We start from the raw sequence: 21,436 nt of genomic DNA on the forward strand, positions 1-21,436 counted from the left end.
CCTCAGCCCAGGAGGACCACTTCGAGCTCCGTGCCGTCGGTCGCCTCGGTGGTCTCCTCGGGGATCACGATCAGGCAGTCGGCGTGCGCCAGGGCGGCGACGAGGTGGGATCCGGCGCCGCCCACGGGGGCGACGGTGCCCGCCGTCGCGTCGTACGTCCCGCGCAGGAACTGGCGGCGGGCCGCGGGCGAGGTGAGCGGCTTGTCCGTACGGAGCGTGGCGCGGGCCGTCGGGCGGTGGACGTCGGCCATGCCCATCAGGGTGCGGATCGCAGGGCGGACGAACAGCTCGAAGGAGACGTACGACGAGACCGGATTGCCGGGGAGCGCGAGCAGCGGGGTGTGGTCGGGGCCGATCGCGCCGAAGCCCTGGGGCTTGCCCGGCTGCATGGCGAGCTTGCGGAACTCGACCTCGCCGGACTCCGTCAGGGCTTCCTTGACGACGTCGTACGCACCGACGCTCACGCCTCCGGTGGTGACCAGGAGATCGGCGCGGACCAGCTGGTCCTCGATCGTGGCGCGGAGCGACTCCGCCTCGTCGGCGACGGCACCCACGCGGTAGGCGATGGCTCCGGCGTCGCGGGCCGCGGCGGTGAGGGCGAAGCTGTTGGAGTCGTAGATCTGGCCGGGTGCCAACTCCTCGCCGGGCTGGACCAGTTCGCTGCCGGTCGACATCACGACGACGCGGGGGCGCGGGCGGACCTTGACCGTGGAGCGGCCGATCGCGGCGAGGAGGCCGATCTGGGGCGGGCCCAGCACCGTACCCGCCGCGAGCGCGAGGTCTCCGGCCTTGACGTCGCTGCCGACCGCGCGGACATGGGCGCGCGCCTCGGCGGGGCGGTGGACGCGGACCTCACCGCTCGCGCCCTCGGGGGCGTCGGCGGCGGCGGCCATGGTGGTGGCCGCTCCCCCGCCGGTGCCGCCGTCGGTCCACTCGACGGGGACGACGGCCTGGGCGCCGGGCGGCAGCGGGGCGCCGGTCATGATGCGGGCGGCCTGGCCGGGGCCCACCTCGGGCAGTTCGCCGCTGCCCGCCGCGACGTCCCCGATCACGGTCAGTACGGCGGGGAACTCCTCGCTGGCGCCCTCGACATCGGCGGTGCGGACCGCGTACCCGTCCATCGAGCTGTTGTCGAAGGGCGGCAGGTCGACGGGGACCGTGACGTCCTCGACAAGTACGCAGCCCTGGGCGTCCGGGAGTTGGAGCTCGATGGGCTCCAGCGCACGGACCGTGCCGAGGATGTCCTTCAGGTGTTCGTCGACCGACCAGATCGGGGTGTTGCTCACGGTGCTACATCTCCTCGGTCACGTAACTGCGAAGCCAGGCCTTGAAATCGGGCCCCAGGTCTTCACGTTCGCACGCGAGTCTGACAATGGCACGCAGATAGTCGCTGCGGTCGCCGGTGTCATAGCGGCGGCCCTTGAAGACGACGCCGTGCACCGGGCCCCCGACCGATTCGTCCGCGGCGAGCTTCTGGAGGGCGTCGGTGAGCTGGATCTCGTTGCCGCGGCCCGGCTCGGTCTTGCGCAGTATTCCGAAGACCCCGGGGTCCAGGACGTAGCGGCCGATGATCGCGAGGTTGCTGGGAGCGTCGCTCACGGCGGGCTTCTCGACGAGGTCGGTGATCTTGACGACGTCCGCGTCACCGGTGGGCTCGACGGCCGCACAGCCGTAGAGGTGGATCTGGGACGGCTCGACCTCCATGAGGGCGATCACGCTGCCGCCCTCGCGCTCCTGGACCTCGATCATCCGGGCGAGCAGCGGGTCGCGCGGGTCGATCAGGTCGTCGCCGAGGAGTACGGCGAAGGGCTGGTCACCGACGTGCGGCTCGGCGCACAGGACGGCGTGACCGAGGCCGCGCGGGTCGCCCTGGCGCACGTAGTGGATGGTGGCGAGGTCGTTGGACTCCTGGACCTTGGTGAGCTTCTTCGTGTCGCCCTTGCGGGTGAGGGCCGACTCCAGCTCGTGGTTGCGGTCGAAGTGGTCCTCGAGCGGGCGCTTGTTGCGGCCGGTGATCATGAGTACGTCGGAGAGACCGGCGGCCGCCGCCTCTTCGACGACGTACTGGATGGCCGGCTTGTCGACGACAGGCAGCATTTCCTTGGGCGTGGCCTTGGTGGCCGGGAGGAACCTCGTACCGAGGCCCGCCGCCGGGATGACAGCCTTGCTGATCCTGGGGTGCGACTGAGTCATGACGAGCACACTATCGGCTGTGTATAGGCGGACATTGGTGAGGATTGTGAACCAGCTGTGAATCAGGGTGAGTTCGACAAAGCGTCGCTCCGGCGCCACCTGCTGGCCGCCCGCAAGGCGTTGACCAGCGAGGACGTGGAGCACTCCGGGAGCGATCTCGCGGCGCGCGCCCTGGGGCTGGCCGCACTGGCCACGGCGAAAACCGTTGCCGCATATGTCGCGATCGGTAAGGAACCGGCCACCCGGCCACTGCTGAACACTTTGCGCCAAAGAGGCGTCCGCGTACTGCTTCCCGTACTTCTGGAGGACAACGACCTCGACTGGGGGGCGTACGAGGGCCCCGAAGCGCTGGTCGGGGGGCGCCGCGGACTCCTGGAGCCCGGCGGCGCGCGGCTCGGCGTGGACGCCGTCCTGGAGACGGATGCCGTGCTGCTTCCGGGGCTCGCCGTGGACGGGCGCGGGATGCGGCTGGGGCGCGGCGGCGGATCGTACGACCGGGTCCTGGAGCGCATCCAGAAGGCGGGCGCCGATCCCGCGCTGGTCGTGCTGCTGTACGGCAACGAGGTGGTCGCCCGGGTCCCGGAGGAGCCGCACGACCACCCCGTGCATGCGGTGGTGACCCCCGAAGGGGTGAGGAGCTTCAGGCCTTAGGGCTTGAGCACCAGGGTGTCGACGGTGTTCTTGTCGACCGCGGCCTTGGAGAAGGACCAGTCAAGGAGTTCACCGTCGGACCACTTGTCGGTCTGGTCGGTGTAGTGCGCGCTGTAGGCGTGGCCGGAGGCTCCGGTCAGGTTGATCCAGCGGGACTTGTCCATGTCCTTGAGGTTGACGACCATCCGCATGGAGGGGACCCAGATGACGCCGTAGCCGCCCGCCGCGTTCCAGCCGGTGGCATTCACGGCCGCCTCGCCGCCGCCCAGATTCCACGGGCCTCGGTTGAGGACCCGCTGGACCAGGCCGGGGCCCGCGGTGCCGAGGGTCTGGTTGCGCAGCATCAGCTGGTGCAGCCGTCCCCAGGTCCAGGTGTCGATGTCCTTGCCGAGCTTGGCGGTGAGCTCCCAGCGGGCGTCCTTCATGGCGCGGGCGAAGAGCTTGTCCCGGCCCTTGGAGGCCTTGTCCACACCGCTCTTCGCGGCATCCCACCACGCGCTGTCCGGCTCGTTGACCAGCTTGCGCATGACCTCGAAGTAGCGGTCGCCGCCGTCGGGCTGGGCGGAGTCCGCGTCGCGCTCGCCGCACTCGCGTACCAGGGAGTCCTGGTCGTCGACCGGGCCGGTGTCGCCCGCCGGGTGGACGTTGATGCAGTCACCCTTGGGGCGCAGCTCCTTGGGGAGCTTGTCGCCGATGGAGAGCATCAGGATGTTGCGCCAGACCGCGTTGAAGTAGGCGGCCGCGGCGGAGTCCGGCTCCTGGGTGTAGTTCCAGCCTTCGAGGAGCTTCTGGGCCTCGCGGACCTGCGGGTCCTTGACCTCGATCTTGAGGAGCCTGGGCACCAGCAGCTTGGCGATCTCGCTGCTGTTGTCCATCTGCATGGTCTGCATGTCCTCGGTCGAGATCTTCCCGCCGCCCGCGATCTTCGTCTTGATGAGTTCGTTGATGCGCTGACTGCGGGTGCCGTAGCCCCAGTCCTTGGTGAGCAGGTAGGGGTACTTCTTCTCGTCGATGACGGCCTGGTTGGCGGTGACGATGTAGCCGCGCGCCGGGTCGTACTCGTACGGCAGCGCGCTGAAGGGGATCGGATCCTTCTTCCAGGCGTACTTGGAGTCCCAGCCCGGGGCGGGCATGGTGCCGTCGTAGCCCGCGGGGCGCTGCGGGATGGTGCCGGGGGCCTGGTAGCCGATGTGGCCCTTGGTGTCGGCGTAGATCAGGTTCTGCGAGGGGACCTCGAAGTCCTTGGCGGCGTTACGGAAGCTGCCCCAGTCCTTCGCCTTGTCCATCTCGAAGACCGCGTCCATGGACTTGCCGGGCTGCAGGGCGGTCCACTTGAGGGCCACCGCGTAGCCGGTGCCGCGGTCGGGGGCGGAGTTGGCGACAGGGGCGTCCTTGCCGACCTTCTCCAGCTCGTCGTCGCGGTCGGAGACCAGGGGGCCGTTGTTCGTCTCGCGGATCGTGATCTTCCGGGAGCTGCCGCCGGCGACCTTGATGGTCTCCTCGCGGGTCGTGAAGGGCTTCGTCTGGCCGTCGTAGAGGTAGCCGTCGTCGGTGACCTTCTCCAGGTAGAGGTCGGTGACGTCCGCGCCGAGGTTGGTGAAGCCCCAGGCGATGTCGGCGTTGTGGCCGATGATCACGCCGGGCATGCCGGAGAAGGTGTAGCCGGCGGTGTCGTACTGGCAGGCCGCGGAGACCGTACGGCAGTGCAGGCCCATCTGGTACCAGAGGGACGGGAGCTGCGGCGCCAGGTGCGGGTCGTTGGCGAGCAGCGGCTCACCGGTCGTCGTGTACTTGCCGGAGACGACCCAGGAATTGGAGCCGATGCCGCTGCCGTTCGGGCCGAGCAGCGCGGGGATCTCGTCCAGAGTGTCGGAGAGCGCGGAGAGCTGGGACTGCAGGCCCTGGGTGGCGCCGGAGGCGCTGTTGGTTCCGGCTGCGGAGTTGGACGACGTCGCGTTCTGGGAGAACTTGCCCGTGACCGCGTCGACGCCGCCCTCGGTGACGATGGGGTCCTTGGTGGCGTACGGGTACGCCGGGTAGAGGTCGTCGATCTGCTTCGTACTGAGGCGCGTGGTCATCAGCGAGCGGTCGATCTCGTCCTGCATGTTGGAGCGCAGGTCCCAGGCCATCGCCTTGAGCCAGGCCACCGAGTCGACGGGGTTCCACTGCTCGGGGGTGTAGTCGCCGGTGAGGTTCAGGGCGGCGTACTCGACCGAGATCTCCTTGGCGTCCTTGCCCTTCAGGTACGCGTTGACGCCTTCGGTGTACGCCTGGAGGTTCTTCTTCGTGGAGGCGGACAGCTTGGTGTCGTACTCCTGCTGCGCGATCTTCCGCCAGCCGAGCGTCCGCAGGAACGAGTCGGTCTTGACCTGGCCTGAACCGAACATCTCCGAGAGCCGGCCCGACGTCATGTGGCGGCGGACGTCCATCTCGTAGAAGCGGTCCTGGGCCTGGACGAAGCCCTGGGCGCGGAAGAGGTCGGTGTCGGAGTCCGCGTAGATCTGCGGGATGCCGTAGTCGTCACGCTTGACGTCGACGTTGCCCGAAAGGCCGTCGACCTTGATCTCGCCGGTGGTCTGCGGGAAGGAGGCGCGGACGGAGTCGACGGTCCAGTACGCGCCGTAGGCGATGCCCGCGACGATGGCCAGGACCAGCACGATCACGACCAGGCGGCCCCGCCCTCTCTTCTTCTTGCGGGACTGCTTGCCGGAAATGCCGGAAGGGGCGGCGGAGGTGTTGGCGGGCATCGCTGTCCTTCGAGGGGCAGGGTGGGCTGTATTGCCGACGGAGCGCAGGAGCAACCATAGGCGCAGCACTTCACCTGTCTGGACGCGGTGTCCGCTCGGATCCGCCTAGCGTCAAGGAATCGTCAAGAATTAGGTAGGGTAACGAAGTACCTGCCGTGATTCGGAGAAAGGATTCAGCCCCTGACTGTCCATCACCTCAACGAACTCCTGCTGGTCTGCTCCCTGGTGTTGCTGATCGCAGTCGCAGCCGTGCGCATCTCCTCCCGCAGCGGCCTCCCCTCCCTGCTCCTCTATCTCGGCATCGGGATGCTGATAGGGCAGGACGGGCTCTTCCATGTGAAGTTCGACAACGTCGAGCTGACCCAGGTGATCGGCTACGCCGCACTGGTGGTGATCCTGGCCGAGGGCGGCCTGGGCACCAAGTGGAAAGAGGTCAAGCCCGCTCTCCCGATGGCCGTCGTGATGTCGACCCTCGGCGTCGCGGTGAGCGTGGGCATCACCGCCGCAGGTGCGCACTTCCTGGTCGGGCTCGAATGGCGTCAGGCGCTGATCATCGGGGCCGTCGTGTCGTCCACCGACGCCGCCGCCGTCTTTTCCGTACTGCGCAAGGTGCCGCTGCCGTCGCGCGTCACCGGTGTCCTGGAGGCCGAGTCGGGCTTCAACGACGCCCCCGTGGTGATCCTGGTCGTGGCCTTCTCCACGGTCGGCCCCGTCGACAGCTGGTACATGCTCGTCGGCGAGATCGCACTGGAACTGGCGATCGGCACGGCCATCGGACTCGCGGTGGGGTGGCTCGGCGCCTACGGGCTGCGGCACATCGCGCTGCCCGCGTCCGGCCTGTACCCGATCGCCGTGATGGCCATCGCGGTGGCGGCGTACGCGGCAGGCGCCATGGCGCACGGCTCGGGCTTCCTCGCCGTGTACCTGGCTTCCATGGTGCTGGGGAACGCCAGGCTGCCGCACGCACCGGCCAACCGGGGGTTCGCCGAGGGGCTCGGCTGGATCGCGCAGATCGGCATGTTCGTCCTGCTGGGGCTGCTGGTGACGCCGCACGAGCTGGTGGACGACTTCTGGCCCGCGGTGGTGGTGGGTCTGGTGCTGACGATGGTGGCGCGGCCGCTGGAGGTGTTCGCCAGCCTGGTGCCGTTCCGGATTCCCTGGCAGGAGAAGGTCCTGCTGTCGTGGGCGGGGCTGCGCGGCGCCGTCCCCATCATCCTGGCGACGATCCCGATGGTGTCGGGCATCGAGGGCAGCGAGAAGGTCTTCAACATCGTCTTCGTCCTGGTCGTCGTCTACACCCTCGTCCAGGGGCCGACGCTGCCCTGGCTGGCGAAGGCGCTGAAGCTCGGCAACTCGGACGCCGCCTCGGACCTGGGCATCGAATCAGCGCCGCTGGAGCGGCTGCGCGGGCATCTGCTCTCCGTCGCCATCCCGGCCAAGTCGAAGATGCACGGCGTGGAGGTCGGCGAGCTGCGGCTGCCCGCCGGGGCCGCGGTCACCCTGGTCGTACGCGACGGGACGAGCTTCGTGCCCTCGCCGACCACCGTGCTGCGACGTGGTGACGAACTTCTCGTCGTCGCCACGGATCCCGTACGTGACCAGGCCGAAGCTCGGCTTCGGGCGATCGGGCAGGGCGGCAAGCTGGCGGGCTGGCTGGGCACGGGCCCGCAGTCCGGCACGGGGCGCCGGTCCGGTCGGTAGACTGGCGGGACACTGATCGACCAACTCTGTCTGAAGCAGAGCTGGCGCGACCGTATGGCGGTCGAGGCGCCCTCCTCGTAAGTGACGGGCAGCCCGGCATCTACCGCGCTTTCGCGCATGAGGACAGCTCTCGGCAGCCCCGCGACCCGGGGCGCGCTACCAGGCAGCAGAAAGGCCAGGCCGTGGCGACCGCGGTCACGACCGACTCCGACGCTGACTCCGGCACCGGCACCGGCGCTGAGAAGCGCCCCGGATACGGACAGCTTCTGCGTACCCCTGGAGCATGGAACTTCCTGCTGCCCGGCTTTGCCGCGCGCCAGCCGTTCGCGATGCTCACCATCTCCATCGTGCTGCTGGTGCAGCACACCACCGGTTCGTACGGATCCGCCGGCGCGGTCTCCGCCGTCGCCGGTGTCTCGATGGCGCTCTTCGCGCCCTTCACCGGCAAGTTCGCCGACCGTCACGGCCAGCGGGCCGTCCTGCTGCCCGGCGTGCTGGTGCACACCGCGTCCGGCGTCGCGCTCACCGTGCTCGCGCTGACGCACGCACCGCTGTGGGCGCTCTTCGCGGCCGCCGTGCCGACCGGCGCCTCCGTACCGCAGATCGGACCGATGGTCCGGGCGCGCTGGGGCGTGAAGGTGGGCGGGAGCAGGCTGATGCCGACCGCCGCGGCCTTCGAGTCGGTCACGGACGAGTTCACCTTTGTGCTCGGGCCGCTCTTCGCGACGGCCCTGTGCACCGCGGTGAACCCGGCCGCCGGGCTGATCACCGAGGCCTCGCTGACGCTGGTCGGCGGGCTGCTCTTCGCCGCTCAGAAGGCGACCCAGCCGGTGCCTTCGGGGCATCTGGCGGGGGCCGATCGCCACGGTTCCGCGCTGGCGGTGCCGGGCGTCCGGGTGCTGCTCGTCGCGTTCCTGGGGATCGGTGCCGTCTTCGGCGGGATGCAGGTCTCGCTGGCCGCGTTCACCGAGTCGATCGGGCACCCCGGCTGGAACGGGCTGATGTACGGCGTCTTCGCCGCGGGCAACATGATCTCCGGGCTCGTCTGCGGGGCCATCGCCTGGAAGGTCGCGCCGCAGCGCCGCCTGCTGGTCGGGTACACGGCGCTCGCCGTCACCGCCTCCGGTCTGTGGACGGCGCACTCGGCGCTGCTGCTGGCCGGGATCGGGCTCCTGGTGGGCTGCTGCATCGCGCCCGCGCTGATCACCGGATACACGCTGGTGGACTCGCTGGTCGCGCCCGGCGCCCGTACGGAGGCCTTCACCTGGCTGACCGGTGCGGTCGCGCTGGGGCAGGCGGGCGCGGTCACGCTGGCCGGTCAGCTGGAGGACCGTTTCTGGGACGGGGCCGGGTTCCTGGTGCCGATGGGCGGCACGGTGCTGGCGCTGATCACGCTGTTCGTACTGCGTTCGCGGCTGGCGCCCAGGAGGGGTGAGGCGCGGGTCGTCGCGCGTGGCGTGGGTCACCGCGTGCCCGTCTCAGTGGACTGATCCAGCGGAATACGTCACTATGGAGCGTCGTTAGCACTCACTGAGTGAGAGTGCCAGGAGGATCAAGTGCCGACCTATCAGTACCAGTGCACCGAGTGCGGCGAGGGCCTCGAGGTGGTGCAGAAGTTCACCGATGACGCCCTGACCGTGTGCCCGAACTGCGAGGGACGCCTGAAGAAGGTGTTCTCGGCGGTCGGCATCGTCTTCAAGGGCTCTGGTTTCTACCGGAACGACAGCCGTGGCTCGTCGTCGAGCTCCACGCCTGCGACGACGTCGTCGTCCTCGGCGTCGAAGCCTGCCGAGTCGAAGCCGGCGGAGTCGAAGCCCGCGGCCGCCGCCAAGCCGGCGAGCACGTCCAGTGCGTCCAGCGGTTCGTCCGCTGCCTGATCACTGATCCACTTCACCGAGGGCCCCACCGTCGTACACCGGCGGTGGGGCCCTCGGCGTTTTCCGGGTTTTTGGGCCCAAGTACTGTGATGCGCATGGCGAACGCAGAGATCGGCGTGATTGGCGGCTCGGGCTTCTACTCCTTCCTGGAGGACGTCACCGAGGTCGAGGTGGACACCCCGTACGGGAAGCCGAGCGACTCGCTCTTCCTGGGTGAGATCGGCGGGCGCAAGGTCGCTTTCCTCCCCCGGCACGGGCGCGGTCACCATCTGCCGCCGCACCGGATCAACTACCGGGCCAATCTGTGGGCGCTGCGGTCGGTGGGCGTGAGCCAGGTGCTCGGGCCCTGCGCGGTGGGCGGGCTGCGGCCCGAGTACGGGCCGGGGACGCTGCTCGTACCCGATCAGCTGGTGGACCGTACGAAGTCGCGTGCGCAGACCTATTACGACGGTGAGCCGCTGGCCGACGGCTCTGTGCCGAATGTGGTGCATGTGTCGCTGGCCGACCCGTACTGCCCCGAGGGGCGCAAGGCCGCCGTGGCGGCGGCGCGTGGGCGTTCGTGGGAGCCGGTCGACGGCGGCACGCTGGTCGTGATCGAGGGGCCGCGCTTCTCCACGCGGGCCGAATCGCGGTGGCATGCGGCGATGGGCTGGTCGGTGGTGGGCATGACCGGGCACCCGGAGGCGATCCTCGCGCGTGAACTGGGGCTCTGCTACACCTCGATGACGCTGGTGACCGACCTGGACGCGGGCGCCGACACCGGTGAGGGCGTCTCGCACGAGGAAGTACTGAAGGTCTTCGCGGCCAATGTGGACCGGCTGCGCCCTGTGCTCTTCGACGCGGTGGCGGGGCTGCAGCCGAGCGAGGGGCGCGACTGCCTGTGCTCGCACGCGCTGGACGGTCTCGATACGGGGATCGAACTCCCCTAGCGGGTGAGCGAGTTGTCCACATCCGGCTGGTGGTCCACAGGGCTCAGCGGGATTTCGGTGGACGGTGGATCGTGAGGAGCGCCCGGTGAACTGCCCGGGCTCCTCACGATCAGGCGGTGGTTGCCATGGGACTCGTACCGTACGTACCTCCTCCCACGTCCGCGGTTCCTCCCTTCGCCCCGCTGCGGGTGCACGGCGGAAGGCACCGGCTGCGGCGGGTCGTGCACCGCAGGCGGCGGGCGATGGCGGCGGGGCTCGCGATGACCGCGGCGGCGCTGGCGGCTTCGGCGCCGCGCGATCCGGGGCGTCCTCAGCAACAGCACGCACTGCCGCTCCATGAGCGGCCGCGCGCCGATGTGGTGTCGGCGCCGGTACGGATCGCGGATGCGGCGACGGTGCGGCTGCTGCGGCCCGGGGACCGGGTCGATGTGATCGCGGCCGGAGACGAGAAGGCACGGGTCGTGGCCTCGGGGGCCCGGGTCGCCAGGGTCCCCGAGGTGCGGGACGACGGGGCCGGTGGCGACGGCGGGGCGCTCGTCGTGCTCAGCGTGGGGCGGGCGACGGCGGCGGAGCTGGCCGGGGCGAGTGCGACGTCACGGCTGGCGGTAACACTGTGCTGAGCTCAACACGGCTGATTCGTACCGCCGTTCCTGCGGTTCACTCGATCGATTCGGCGGATTGGACACCGCCGAGACGCCCCGACTTAGGTGGCGCCGGGGGGCCTTCCCCCGATCGCGACTGTGAAGAGGTGCGCTGTGACGAGCGAGGAAAAGACGAGCCTGCTGGAAGGCTTCAAGGCCTTCCTGACACGCGGGAATGTGGTGGACCTGGCGATCGCGGTGGTGATCGGTGCCGCGTTCACCCAGGTGATCAACTCCGTCGTCAACAACGTCATCAACCCGCTGGTCGGTGCGTTCGGCACGAGCAACCTCGATGGGTACCGGCTCTGTCTCAAGGGCCCGTGTGTGGCGGATGCGGCCGGCAAGGTCAGCGGCGTCTACATCGGCTGGGGTGCGGTCCTCGGCGCGGTCATCTCCTTCGTCGCGACGGCCGCGGTCGTCTACTTCCTGATGGTGGTGCCGATGGCCAAGTACCTGGCCCGGCAGGCCACCAGGGAGAAGTCCACGATGAAGGAGGCCGTGCAGGAGACCATCGAGGTCACGGAACTGGTGTTGCTGAAGGAGATCCGCGACGCACTGGTCGCCCAGGGCGGGCCGGGGCGGGTCAGCCCGTAGCTCAGAGGTGGTGGGGCGGCTTCTCGTCGAGGAAACGCGCCAGGTCGGCGGCGCTGCTGCTGCCGCCGGACGGGCGCTCGCCCCACCCCTGGTCCGTGTCGTCCGAGGACTGCTGGTCCATCGGGTCGTCGAAATCCAGTTTCGGCTTGGGCCTGGGCTTCGGTTCGGGGGCCGGGGTGGGGTCGGTGGCGCTCATGCATCCAGGGTACGGCGGAGTGTCAGCTCGGCGCCTCGGCACCCTTGCGGGCGTAGAACCACCAGCAGACCACCAGGCAGGTGGCGTAGAAGACGATGAAGCACCAGAGCGAACTGGTGATCGCGAAGTTCGCGAACATCGCGGGGATGAAGAAGAAGCCGTAGGCGGCGATCGCGGAGCTGAAGCCGACGACGGCCCCCGCTTCCATCTCCGACTGCTTCAGCGCCTGCGCCTCGTTCTCCGACTCGCTCCGCAGCGAGCCCTTCATGTGCTGGTCCCGGAAGATCACCGGGATCTGGCGGAAGGTGGATCCGTTGCCGAGTCCGGAGAAGAAGAAGGCGAACAGGAAGCCTCCGTAGAAGACCCAGAAGTTGCCGTCGTCGCCGCCCGAGGGCAGGGCGTTGATCACGACGACCAGGGAGACCGCCATGCCCACGAAGGACAGCATGGTGACGCGGGCGCCGCCGATCTTGTCGGCGAGCCAGCCGCCGGCCCAGCGCATCAGTGCGCCGATGAAGGGCCCGACCCAGGCGTAGGTGGTGGCCGAGTAGGCCGAGTCGATCGGGGTGAAGGTCGTCTTGATCAGGTTCGGCAGCGCGGCGGCGAAGCCGATGAACGAGCCGAAGGTGCCGACGTAGAGCCAGGTCATCATCCAGTTGTGCTTGCGCTTGAAGATGATCTTCTGCTTGCTGAAGGGGGCGGCCGCGACCTTCAGGTCGTTCATCAGGAACCAGGCCAGCAGCGCCAGGATCACCAGGATCGGCACCCAGAGGAAGGCGCCGTTCTGCAGCCAGACGTCATCACCGTTCTTGGCGCTGGTGAGCGGGTCACCGGCCGGGGAACCGAGGACGGCGGCGGTGACGACGAGCGGGGCGACCAGCTGGACGACCGAGACGCCCAGATTGCCCAGGCCGCCGTTGATGCCGTTGGCGTTGCCCTTCTCCTTCTTGGGGAAGAAGAAGCCGACGTTGGCCATGGAGGAGGCGAAGTTCGCGCCGCCGATGCCGCAGGCCGCGGCGATCAGCGCCATCTCCCAGTAGGGGGTGGAGGTGTCCTGCAGGGCGAAGCCCAGCCAGAGCATCGGTCCGACCAGGATGAAGGTGGAGAACGCGGTGAACTTCCGCTCACCGAAGATCGGCCCGATGAAGGTGTAGAGGATGCGGAAGGTACCGCCGGTGATGCCGGGGATCGCCGTCAGCCAGAACGCCTGCGACTCGCTGTAGCTGAAGCCGACGTCGGTGAGCTGGACGACGGTGACCGACCAGACCTGCCAGACGATGAAGCCCAGCATCAGCGCCGGTACGGAGACCCAGAGGTTGCGGTTGGCGACCTTGCGACCTGTGGACTCCCAGAAGGACTCGTCCTCGGGGCGCCAGTCGTTGATCGTGGTGCCGGGGCGATAGGTGTCCGTCCCGGTCGGCGGCGGTGTCGGTGCTGTGGTGCTCATGGTCAGCGGTCCTTGGGGTCGAGGCGCCACAGGGCGAGGACGACGAGGAAGGAGAGACAGAGGAATCCGGCGCCCCACCAGGCTGTTCCGGTGTGGCCCTCCATCCAGGTGTCGACGGTCACCGTCAGCGCCCAGAGCTGGCCGACCACGACGGTGAGGGCGAGGACGAGGCGGGCGGTCAGCCGGGCGGAGCGTTCCGGCTCCTGGTCGGTGCCGGCGCCCGGTCCCGGGCCGGTGTGCCGGACCCGCGGGTCGGCGTAGCCGCTGGTCGGGCGGATCTGTGGATAGCGCTCGGCGACCGGTCGGTTGAGCCTCGGATCGGCGCTGCCGGGGTGGTATTCGGGCCGGGGCGGGGGCTGTGCGTCGCTCATCGCTGCTCCCCTTGGTTCTGGTCCTGTACGGCGGCCCCCCGGCAGCCGAGCCGGCCGGCCACCGGGGAGTCGGAGTCCTTGAACTCACGGCACAGGGCGTCCTTGGTGGACTCCCCCGAGCGTGCGGTGGCGACGGCCCAGACGCTGCCGTCGGCCTCCTCGGTCAGGAGCACCCTGGGCAGCGGCCGGGGCGGCGGGCCCGCGGTGACCTCGCCGGTCCGGACGTCGAAGACACCTTCGTGGCAGGGGCAGTACAGCTCGCCCTCGCTGCCCCGCTCCTTGCGCCACAGGACGGCGCAGGCGAGGTGGGTGCAGATGGCGGAGTAGCCGGCGAGGGTGCCGTCCGTCAGGCGTACGGCGACGGCGCGGTCCTCCTCGCCGGGGTAGCGGAAGGAGATGGACTGGCCGGGCAGCAGCCGGTCGGTGACCTTCTTGGGTTCGGGGACTCCCTCGGTGTCCCCGTGGCGGGGCAGGACTCCCGCGGCGACGCCCAGGCCGCCGACGGCGAGGCCGCCGGAGACGGTGGCGACGATGCGCAGGTAGTCGCGGCGGGTGGTGAGCGAGTCCGCGGCGATCCGGTCGTGCAGGGCGGCGCGGGCGAGGTCCGGCTCCTGGTGCGGGTCGCCGCCTGGCGGCTGGGCGGGGGGCTGTTCGGTGACGCTCAACGGACGTCGACTCCATTCACCTCGACGACCGGAAGCCCGCCGGGCACCGGCCACTGGACCTTGTCTGCGGGGACGACCATGGCCACACCCGTGGAGACGACGACGTCGCCGAAGGCGAAGGAGTCGGCGACCTGGACACCGGGGCGCTCCGCCTGGAGCTCTTCGAGCGTTCCGTAGAAGAGCGCTCCGGTCGGGCAGACCGTGGCGCACATGGGGGCGAGACCGTAGGCGGTGCGGTCGTAGCAGAGGTTGCACTTCATCTGCAGCTTCGCCTGGAGGTCGATCTTGGGGACGCCGAAGGGGCAGGCGTTCACGCAGTTCGAGCAGCCGATGCAGCGGGTGGTGTCGGCCTGCTGCACCACTCCGTCGGCGGTCACCAGGATCGCGTCGGCGGGGCAGACCTCGGCACACGGGGCGACCGGGTCCTCGCAGTGCATACAGACCGTGGGGAGGGAGGCGACGGACTGGCCGGGGTCGGTGTAGTCGAGGTGGATCATCGACTTGCCTCGGTGGGAGTCGCATTCGCGGCAGGCGGAGACACAGGCCTGGCAGCCGATGCAGCGGCCCGGATCGATGAAGATCGTTTTACCCATCATGGCGGGGCTCAGCTCCTGTCTGCGGTGCCACGGCCCTGCGGGGACGTGGGCGGCAGGGGGTCGGTGCGCGAGACCTGGGTCTCCGGGTAGGCCTGGTGGCCCGGCGCGGTGGGAGGTGCGGGGACTTCGTCGATCCGATCGGCGGCCTCGATGCGGCAGGCGCAGACCTTGTACTCGGGGATCTTGGAGCGGGGGTCGAGGGCGTCGATGGTGAGCGCGTTGGCGGCCGTGGGGACCGGCCAGTGGTACGGAATGAAGACGGTGTCGGGGCGGATGGCCTCGGTGACCAGGGCGGGGAAGACCTCGCTGCCGCGCCGGGTGACGACCCGGACGGGGTCGCCGGACTTGAAGCCGTGCGAGGGGTGGACCTCCACCCAGGGGCGCGGGGTCTGTTCGACGAGGCCACCGAGCCTGCGGGTCTGGTTGCCGGAGAGGAAGTGGGCGACGGTGCGGCCCGTGGTGAGCGACATCGGGTGGTTGTCGTCGTACGGGTCCATGGGGAGGTGCCAGTCGACGACCTGCATGTGGATCATGCCGTCGGGGTGGTACGTGCGGCCGTCCTCGAACAGGCGGGGGGTGCCGGGATGATCCGTGGTGGGGCAGGGCCAGGCGATGCCCCCGGTCTCCTCCAGGCGCTCGTAGGTGATGCCGTAGTAGTCGTTGACCGTGCCCGCGGAGGCGACGCGCAGTTCCTCGAAGACCGAGCGGGAGTCGGGGAAGTCGAACTTGTCGCCGGCGCCGAGGCGGCGGGCGAGTTCGCACATCACCCAGGTGTCGGTGCGCACTCCGGAGGGCGGTTCCTGCGCCTTGTTGTGCTTGACGACGCGGGCCTCGGCGTTCGCCATGACGCCTTCGTCCTCGGCCCAGGTGGTGACGGGGAAGACGACGTGGGCGTTGGCCGCCGTCTCGGAGAGGAAGAAGTCGAACTGGGCGTGGAACTCGGCGGTGTCGTAACCCTCCTTGACCACGGCGTAGTTGGGGAGGGAGACGAAGGGGTTGTTGCAGATGCCGATGAGCCCGCGGATCTCGCGGCGCTGCATCTGCCAGACCATTTCCATCATCGAGGTTCCGGCGGTGGGGAGTTCGGACTCCTCGATGCCCCAGATCTCGCAGATCTGCTTGCGGTGCTCCTCGTTGAGGATGGAGCGGCCGCCGGGGAGGAGGTCGGACTTCTGGCCGTGTTCGCGGCCGCCCTGGCCGTTGCCCTGGCCGGTGATCGTGCCGTAACCGGCGCCGGGCTTGCCGATGTTGCCGGTGGCTGCGCAGAGGTTGATGACGGTGAGGCAGTTCTCGACGCCCTGCGAGTGGTGCTCGATGCCGCGGGCGTGCCAGGCCATCGCCTTGTCCGCGGCGGCGAAGGTGCGGGCGACCTGGACGACCTGGGATGCGGGGATGCCGCAGATCTCGGCGGCGCGCTCGGGGGTGTACTCGGCGACCTTGGCCTTGACCTCGTCCCAACCGGTGCAGTGGGCGGCGAGGAACTCCTCGTCGGTGAGGTTCTCCTTGACGATCACGTGCAGGACCGCGTTGAAGAAGGCGGCGTCCGTGCCCGGCTTGAGCGCGACATGGATGTCGGCGGTGCGGGCGACGGCCGTTTCGCGCGGGTCGACGACGATGAGCGAGGCGCCGCGGTCGCGGGCGCCCCACACGTACTGCGTCATCACGGGGAAGCACTCGCCGAGGTTGGAGCCCGCGATGAGCAGGCAGTCGGAGAGGAGGATGTCGGAGAAGGGGTTGCCCGCCCGGTCGATGCCGAAGGCCAGCTTGTTGGCGCCGGCGGCGCTGACCATGCAGAGGCGGCCGTTGTAGTCGACGTGCTTGGTCTTGAGGGCGATCCGGGCGAACTTGCCGACCAGGTACGTCTTTTCGGAGAAGAGGCTCGCGCCGCCGAGGAGGCCGAAGGCGTCGTTTCCGTACGCCGACTGGATGCGGCGGACCTCGGAGACCGTGAAGTCCAGTGCCTCGTCCCAGGAGACCTCGCGGAACTCCTCGTCGCGGGAGCGGCGCATCAGCGGGGCGGTCAGCCGGTCGGGGTGGTTGACCTGCTGGTAGGCGTTGATGCCCTTGGGGCACAGGCGCATCCGGTTGATGTCGTGGTTGCGCGGCTCCACGCCGAAGACCTTGCCGCCCTTGTCGACGCGCAGATACATCCCGCACTGCACTCCGCAGAAACAGCAGTGGGTGGGGACGAGGGTCTCGCCGTTCTGGTCGGCGTGCCACTTGTCGGCCGGGATGCCGCCCGCGTCGCGGAAGTTGCGGGTGCCGGGCGGTGCGATGGACGGGTCGAGCGGGAGCGTCACTTGAAGCCCTTCTTCACCTGGGTGAGGTAGGCGCTGCCGCGCAGCACCCGCTTGCAGCGCGGGCAGTACTCGGCCCACTGGTCGAAGTCGAGGTCGAGGTCGCGCATGGTGGAGCGGAGGTTCTCGACGTACGGGCCCGTGTCCACCGGCTCCTGGCAGCGGCGGCAGTGGAAGATCTGCTCGTCCTGGCGTGCCGTGTACTTGAAGAGCTGCATCCCCACGGCGGCGGGCCGCTGGACGATGTGGAAGAACTTCCCGAACGGGATGTAGATGAGGGTGAAGACCACCGAGACCATGTGCATGATCGCCAGGAATTCGTAGCCGCCTCCGTGGAGGAAGAGCGACGAGAAGGTCAGCAGCAGCCCCGTCACCGAGACGACGATCAGCGCGATGAGCGGCACCAGGTCGTAGGCGAAACGCTGTCCCGTCATCGCGCCGCGGTCCTTCATCCGGCGCCACAGGAAGTACGCGGCCCCCGGGATGACCAGCACGGCCGCGATGTCCAGGCCGTGGAACATCAGCCAGCCGATGACGCTGGAGGAGTCGTAGCCGAGCACCTTGAAGCCGAAGATCCGCATCTCGTAGCCCGGGCCCGAGCCGGTCGACGAGGTGAAGGTGAACCAGCCCCAGACGAGCGGGAAGGTGATCGCGGCCGCCAGCAGGCAGCCCCAGAACATCAGCTGGTGGGCCGCCCAGCGGGCGTGCGAGCGGGCGCCGAGGAACTTCTGGAAGCCGAGGTAGGTGGCGATCATCTTCGGCAGGGCGACGGGCGCCTTGCGGAAGTTGTCCATCGAGAAGAGGCTGCGCCAGCCCTGGCGGAAGAGGCGGCGGGCGCCGGGGGCGGAGATCCACACCGTGTAGCGGTAGGCGACGCCGAAGGCGAGGAAGACGGAGGCGACGGCGTACGGCAGGAGCGCCGAGTCGAAGCTCTCCAGGAAGCGGCTGCCGAGGACGATCGCCACCACCAGAAGCAGCGAGACCGCCGCGCCCACCAGCGTGGCCTTCGTGGCGACGGAACGGGGAGCTGCGGCGGCCGGTGCGGGCGGCGCGGTCGATACGGGTGGCGCGGGGGGCCCGTCGGGGACGGGCGGTGGTGCGGCGGGGGGTGCAGGCGGCTCGGTCACCCCGCCACTTTAGGAATTACGCCCGTTTTATGCCGTTTTTAGGGGACAGACGGGTGGTCGGTTCATTCAGATGGCTTGCAGCCCGTGTCCCGCGAAGATCTTCTTGGCCGCCGCGACCTGGTCCGGGGTCGGCGACGGGGTGTCGTGCAGCGTGAAGTCCTTGCCGAGCGCCTCCCACTTCGCCTCGCCCAGCTTGTGGAAGGGCAGCACGTCGACCCGCGAGACATTGCCGAGGGACGCGGCGAAGGCGGCGACGCCGTCGATGTTGTGAGGGGCGTCGGTCAGTCCGGGGACGAGCACGAAGCGCACATGCACCTCCTTGCCGAGATCGGCGAGACGGCGCGCGAAATCCAGGGTGGGCCGCAGGTCACGGCTGGTGACCTCGCGGTACGTGGCGGGCTCCCAGGACTTGATGTCCAGCAGCACCAGATCCACGTCGCGCAGCATCGCGTCGGTGGCGCGCGCACCCAGATATCCCGAGGTGTCCAGGGCGGTGTGCAGGCCCAGTTCATGCTTGTAGCGGTGGAAGAGCTCACCGGCGAAGACCGGCTGCAGCAGCGGTTCGCCGCCGCTGATGGTCGCGCCACCGCCCGACGCCCTGATGAAGGTCGTGTACTTGGCCGCCTCGGCGACCATCTCGTCGGCCGACGTGCGCTTGCCGTTGCGCATCTTCATCGTGTCGGGGTTGTGGCAGTACAGACAGGACAGCGGGCAGCCCGCGAGAAACGTGACGAAACGCGTCCCCGGGCCGTCGAGCCCGGTCGACAGGTCCCAGGAATGCACCGATCCGGAGATCGGGCGGTGCGTGGCGGCCCCGGCCGGTGTCGCGGCCTCCGCGCAGGCGGCGACCCCGGGGGCATCGGGGGCGTCGGCGTTGGGCGGCTCTCCGACGGGGATGTCGGATCCCAGCAGTACGGCGGTCATGGCAGGACCTCCTGGTCTCACGGTATGACCTGGTGGATGGCACCGCAGCCCGGGGCCGGAGCGAGGAAGCGCGGCCCCGGGCTGCGGAGACTGTCTAGAGCGAGCCGTGGAACGTGCGGTTGATGACGTCCAGCTGCTGCTCGCGGGTGAGGCGTACGAAGTTCACCGCGTAGCCCGAGACCCGGATGGTGAGCTGCGGGTAGTTCTCCGGGTGCTCCATGGCGTCCTGCAGGGTCGCCTTGTTCAGGACGTTGACGTTCATGTGGAAGCCGCCGGCCGCGATGTAGCCGTCCAGGACGCCCGCGAGGTTGCCGATGCGCTCCTCGGGGCTGCGGCCCAGTGCGTCGGGGGTGACGGTGTTGGTCAGCGAGATGCCGTCCTCGGCGTCGTCGTACGGCAGCTTCGCGACGGAGAGGGCGGAGGCGATGTAGCCGTGCTCGTCGCGGCCGTTCATCGGGTTGGCGCCCGGCGCGAAGGGCTCGCCGGCGCGGCGGCCGTCGGGGGTGTTGCCGGTCTTCTTGCCGTACACGACGTTCGAGGTGATCGTCAGGATCGACTGGGTGTGCACCGCGTCGCGGTACGTCGGGTACTGGCGCAGCTTGCCCATGAAGTCGTGCACGATCTGCACCGCGAGGCCGTCGGCGCGGTCGTCGTTGTTGCCGTACGCCGGGTAGTCGCCCTCGATCTCGAAGTCGACCGCCAGACCGGTCTCGTCGCGGATCGGGCGGACCTTGGCGTGCTTGATGGCGGACAGGGAGTCGGCGGCGACCGAGAGGCCGGCCGCTCCGAACGCCATCGTGCGCATCGGGTTGTAGTCGTGGAGCGCCATCTCGATGCGCTCGTAGGCGTACTTGTCGTGCATGTAGTGGATGACGTTCATGGCGTGGACGTACGTCTTGGCCAGCCAGTCCAGCATCGCGTCGTACCGCTCGGCGACGGTCTCGTAGTCGAGGACCTCGTCGGTGAGGGGCTCGAAGCCCTTCGCGACGACCTTGCCGGACTTCTCGTCGCGGCCGCCGTTGATCGCGTACAGCAGCGCCTTGGCGACGTTCACGCGCGCGCCGAAGAACTGCATCTGCTTGCCCATGGCGGACGGGGAGACGCAGCACGCGATCGCCGTGTCGTCGCCGTACTTCGGGCGCATCAGCTCGTCCGACTCGAACTGGATCGCCGAGGTGTCGATGGCCACCTTCGACGCGAAGTCTTTGAATCCCTTGGGGAGTTCGGGCGACCAGAAGACCGTGAGGTTCGGCTCGGGGGCCGGGCCGAGGTTGTAGAGCGTCTGCAGGTAGCGGAAGGAGGAGCGGGTCACCAGCGGGCGGCCGTCCTCGCCGATGCCGGCGATCGACTCGGTCACCCAGGTCGGGTCGCCGGAGAAGCCCTGGTTGAAGTCCTCGGTGCGCAGGAAGCGGACGATACGGAGCTTGATGACGAAGTCGTCGATGAACTCCTGGGCCTGGGCCTCGGTGATCCGGCCCGCCTCGATGTCCCGCTGGAGGTAGATGTCGACGAAGGTCGAGGTGCGGCCCAGCGACATCGCCGCGCCATTCTGCTCCTTGACCGCCGCCAGGTAGGCGAAGTACGTCCACTGGATGGCCTCGCGGCCGGTGGTGGCGGGGCCCGAGATGTCGCAGCCGTACGAAGCCGCCATGGCCTTGAGCTCGCCGAGCGCCTTGATCTGCTCGGAGATCTCCTCGCGGTCGCGGATGATGCTCTCGGTGGCCCACTGCTCGCCGACGTACGCCTTCTCGGCTTCCTTCGCCTCGATGAGGCGGTCCACGCCGTACAGGGCCACGCGGCGGTAGTCGCCGATGATCCGGCCGCGGCCGTACGCGTCGGGCAGGCCCGTGATGACGCCCGAGGAGCGGCAGGCGCGGATCTCGGGGGTGTACGCGTCGAAGGTGCCGGCGTTGTGGGTCTTGCGGAGCTTGGTGTAGATCTCGCGGACCTCGGGGTCCGCTTCGTAGCCGTAGTCGTTCAGCGAGGACTCGACCATCCGCCAGCCGCCGTTGGGCATGATCGCGCGCTTGAGCGGGGCGTCGGTCTGCAGGCCCACGATGAGGTCGAGGTCCTTGTCGATGTAGCCGGGCTCGAAGGCGTCGATACGGGACGGGGTCTTCACGTCCACGTCGTAGATGCCCCGGGCGATCTCCTCGGGGAACATCCCCAGGAGCTTGTCCCAGACGGCGGTGGTGCGTGCGGTGGGGCCGGTGAGGAAGGAGGCGTCGCCCTCGTACGGGGCGTAGTTCTGCTGGATGAAGTCACGGACATCGATGGCATCCCGCCACAGCCCGCCCTTGAAGCCCTCCCAGGCTTTCCCCGCGTCCCCGTTGGTCCTCGGCTCCGCTGCCGCTGCAGTCATGGCCCGCACCTTCCGAATCATCGTGCTCTGCCTTCTCCCCCATTCCACTCCTGTACGGGCGGTCCCGCAGCCCGCAATGGTCCTCGTTCCGGTACCGAAGGTCCCGCCGACCTGGTGT

Annotated in this window: 19 protein-coding genes; 7 read left to right on the top strand and 12 right to left on the bottom strand. The window is 69.2% G+C overall.

The window, feature by feature from the left end; all coding sequences use genetic code 11:
- Nucleotides 1–2 precede the first annotated feature (2 nt).
- A complete protein-coding gene (gene glp / locus AB0H78_RS25500) occupies nucleotides 3–1,286 on the bottom strand; it encodes a gephyrin-like molybdotransferase Glp (protein ID WP_363236884.1) in 1,284 nt (427 codons plus the stop codon).
- A 4-nt stretch (nucleotides 1,287–1,290) separates the two neighbouring features.
- A complete protein-coding gene (gene galU / locus AB0H78_RS25505; RefSeq protein WP_363236885.1) occupies nucleotides 1,291–2,193 on the bottom strand; it encodes a UTP--glucose-1-phosphate uridylyltransferase GalU in 903 nt (300 codons plus the stop codon).
- A 57-nt stretch (nucleotides 2,194–2,250) separates the two neighbouring features.
- Here galU and AB0H78_RS25510 point away from each other — a divergent pair, with 57 nt between their 5' ends.
- Nucleotides 2,251–2,844, top strand: coding sequence for a 5-formyltetrahydrofolate cyclo-ligase (locus AB0H78_RS25510; RefSeq protein WP_363236886.1), 594 nt, complete (start codon nucleotides 2,251–2,253; stop codon nucleotides 2,842–2,844).
- Here the strand turns inward: AB0H78_RS25510 and AB0H78_RS25515 are convergent.
- Nucleotides 2,841–5,591 carry a penicillin acylase family protein gene (locus AB0H78_RS25515; protein ID WP_363236887.1) on the bottom strand — a complete coding sequence of 917 codons (2,751 nt, stop codon included), beginning with the start codon at nucleotides 5,589–5,591 and terminating at the stop codon, nucleotides 2,841–2,843. The two genes, AB0H78_RS25510 and AB0H78_RS25515, sit on opposite strands and share 4 nt — an antisense overlap.
- A 171-nt stretch (nucleotides 5,592–5,762) precedes the next feature.
- On the opposite strand from AB0H78_RS25515, the gene AB0H78_RS25520 reads away from it, so the two are divergent.
- From AB0H78_RS25520 to mscL, 6 genes are all read left to right on the top strand, one after another.
- Nucleotides 5,763–7,292, top strand: a complete 1,530-nt coding sequence (locus AB0H78_RS25520; RefSeq protein ID WP_363236924.1) for a potassium/proton antiporter — start codon at nucleotides 5,763–5,765, stop codon at nucleotides 7,290–7,292.
- Between the two features lie 266 nt (nucleotides 7,293–7,558).
- Nucleotides 7,559–8,782, top strand: a complete 1,224-nt coding sequence (locus AB0H78_RS25525) for an MFS transporter (RefSeq protein WP_363236925.1) — start codon at nucleotides 7,559–7,561, stop codon at nucleotides 8,780–8,782.
- A gap of 66 nt (nucleotides 8,783–8,848) precedes the next feature.
- Complete coding sequence (locus tag AB0H78_RS25530) at nucleotides 8,849–9,169, top strand: FmdB family zinc ribbon protein (protein ID WP_363236889.1); 321 nt, start codon at nucleotides 8,849–8,851, stop codon at nucleotides 9,167–9,169.
- A 95-nt stretch (nucleotides 9,170–9,264) separates the two neighbouring features.
- Nucleotides 9,265–10,098, top strand: a complete 834-nt coding sequence (locus AB0H78_RS25535) for an S-methyl-5'-thioadenosine phosphorylase (protein WP_363236890.1) — start codon at nucleotides 9,265–9,267, stop codon at nucleotides 10,096–10,098.
- A 125-nt stretch (nucleotides 10,099–10,223) separates the two neighbouring features.
- Nucleotides 10,224–10,718, top strand: coding sequence for a hypothetical protein (locus AB0H78_RS25540; protein WP_363236891.1), 495 nt, complete (start codon nucleotides 10,224–10,226; stop codon nucleotides 10,716–10,718).
- Nucleotides 10,719–10,853: 135 nt separating this feature from the next.
- Nucleotides 10,854–11,333 (top strand): large conductance mechanosensitive channel protein MscL, encoded by a 480-nt coding sequence (gene mscL / locus AB0H78_RS25545; protein ID WP_363236892.1) that lies wholly within the window; start codon nucleotides 10,854–10,856, stop codon nucleotides 11,331–11,333.
- Nucleotide 11,334: 1 nt separating this feature from the next.
- Here the strand turns inward: mscL and AB0H78_RS25550 are convergent, their stop codons facing one another.
- The 9 genes from AB0H78_RS25550 to pflB form a co-directional block, all read right to left on the bottom strand.
- Entirely contained in the window at nucleotides 11,335–11,529 is a 195-nt protein-coding gene (locus AB0H78_RS25550) for a hypothetical protein (protein ID WP_363236893.1), read from the bottom strand.
- Nucleotides 11,530–11,551: 22 nt separating this feature from the next.
- Nucleotides 11,552–12,976: a NarK family nitrate/nitrite MFS transporter gene (locus AB0H78_RS25555; RefSeq protein ID WP_363236894.1), complete on the bottom strand. Its 1,425-nt coding sequence runs from the start codon at nucleotides 12,974–12,976 to the stop codon at nucleotides 11,552–11,554.
- Between the two features lie 2 nt (nucleotides 12,977–12,978).
- Nucleotides 12,979–13,347, bottom strand: coding sequence for a hypothetical protein (locus AB0H78_RS25560; RefSeq protein WP_363236895.1), 369 nt, complete (start codon nucleotides 13,345–13,347; stop codon nucleotides 12,979–12,981).
- Complete coding sequence (locus tag AB0H78_RS25565; RefSeq protein WP_363236896.1) at nucleotides 13,344–14,012, bottom strand: Rieske (2Fe-2S) protein; 669 nt, start codon at nucleotides 14,010–14,012, stop codon at nucleotides 13,344–13,346. The genes AB0H78_RS25560 and AB0H78_RS25565 overlap by 4 nt, the downstream gene beginning before the upstream one ends.
- Nucleotides 14,009–14,608 carry a 4Fe-4S dicluster domain-containing protein gene (locus AB0H78_RS25570; protein ID WP_363236897.1) on the bottom strand — a complete coding sequence of 200 codons (600 nt, stop codon included), beginning with the start codon at nucleotides 14,606–14,608 and terminating at the stop codon, nucleotides 14,009–14,011. The genes AB0H78_RS25565 and AB0H78_RS25570 overlap by 4 nt, the downstream gene beginning before the upstream one ends.
- An 8-nt stretch (nucleotides 14,609–14,616) precedes the next feature.
- Nucleotides 14,617–16,908, bottom strand: coding sequence for a molybdopterin oxidoreductase family protein (locus AB0H78_RS25575; RefSeq protein ID WP_363236898.1), 2,292 nt, complete (start codon nucleotides 16,906–16,908; stop codon nucleotides 14,617–14,619).
- Nucleotides 16,905–18,032, bottom strand: a complete 1,128-nt coding sequence (locus tag AB0H78_RS25580) for an MFS transporter (protein ID WP_363236899.1) — start codon at nucleotides 18,030–18,032, stop codon at nucleotides 16,905–16,907. Before AB0H78_RS25580 ends, AB0H78_RS25575 begins: the two co-directional genes overlap by 4 nt.
- Nucleotides 18,033–18,098: 66 nt before the next feature.
- Nucleotides 18,099–18,956 carry a pyruvate formate-lyase-activating protein gene (pflA, locus tag AB0H78_RS25585; RefSeq protein ID WP_363236900.1) on the bottom strand — a complete coding sequence of 286 codons (858 nt, stop codon included), beginning with the start codon at nucleotides 18,954–18,956 and terminating at the stop codon, nucleotides 18,099–18,101.
- A gap of 94 nt (nucleotides 18,957–19,050) precedes the next feature.
- Entirely contained in the window at nucleotides 19,051–21,318 is a 2,268-nt protein-coding gene (gene pflB, locus AB0H78_RS25590; RefSeq protein ID WP_363236901.1) for a formate C-acetyltransferase, read from the bottom strand.
- Between the last annotated feature and the right edge of the window lie 118 nt (nucleotides 21,319–21,436).

The sequence above is a fragment of the Streptomyces sp. NPDC050738 genome (assembly GCF_040654175.1).
Taxonomy (GTDB): domain Bacteria; phylum Actinomycetota; class Actinomycetes; order Streptomycetales; family Streptomycetaceae; genus Streptomyces.

Excerpts from the sequence above, each read along its gene's own strand:
- AB0H78_RS25570 (WP_363236897.1), bottom strand. The coding sequence starts at position 14,608 with ATGATGGGTAAAACGATCTTCATCGATCCGGGCCGCTGCATCGGCTGC.
- pflB (WP_363236901.1), bottom strand. The coding sequence starts at position 21,318 with ATGACTGCAGCGGCAGCGGAGCCGAGGACCAACGGGGACGCGGGGAAA.
- AB0H78_RS25555 (WP_363236894.1), bottom strand. The coding sequence starts at position 12,976 with ATGAGCACCACAGCACCGACACCGCCGCCGACCGGGACGGACACCTAT.
- galU (WP_363236885.1), bottom strand. The coding sequence starts at position 2,193 with ATGACTCAGTCGCACCCCAGGATCAGCAAGGCTGTCATCCCGGCGGCG.
- pflA (WP_363236900.1), bottom strand. The coding sequence starts at position 18,956 with ATGACCGCCGTACTGCTGGGATCCGACATCCCCGTCGGAGAGCCGCCC.
- AB0H78_RS25515 (WP_363236887.1), bottom strand. The coding sequence starts at position 5,591 with ATGCCCGCCAACACCTCCGCCGCCCCTTCCGGCATTTCCGGCAAGCAG.
- AB0H78_RS25540 (WP_363236891.1), top strand. The coding sequence starts at position 10,224 with ATGGGACTCGTACCGTACGTACCTCCTCCCACGTCCGCGGTTCCTCCC.
- AB0H78_RS25560 (WP_363236895.1), bottom strand. The coding sequence starts at position 13,347 with ATGAGCGACGCACAGCCCCCGCCCCGGCCCGAATACCACCCCGGCAGC.
- AB0H78_RS25550 (WP_363236893.1), bottom strand. The coding sequence starts at position 11,529 with ATGAGCGCCACCGACCCCACCCCGGCCCCCGAACCGAAGCCCAGGCCC.
- AB0H78_RS25535 (WP_363236890.1), top strand. The coding sequence starts at position 9,265 with ATGGCGAACGCAGAGATCGGCGTGATTGGCGGCTCGGGCTTCTACTCC.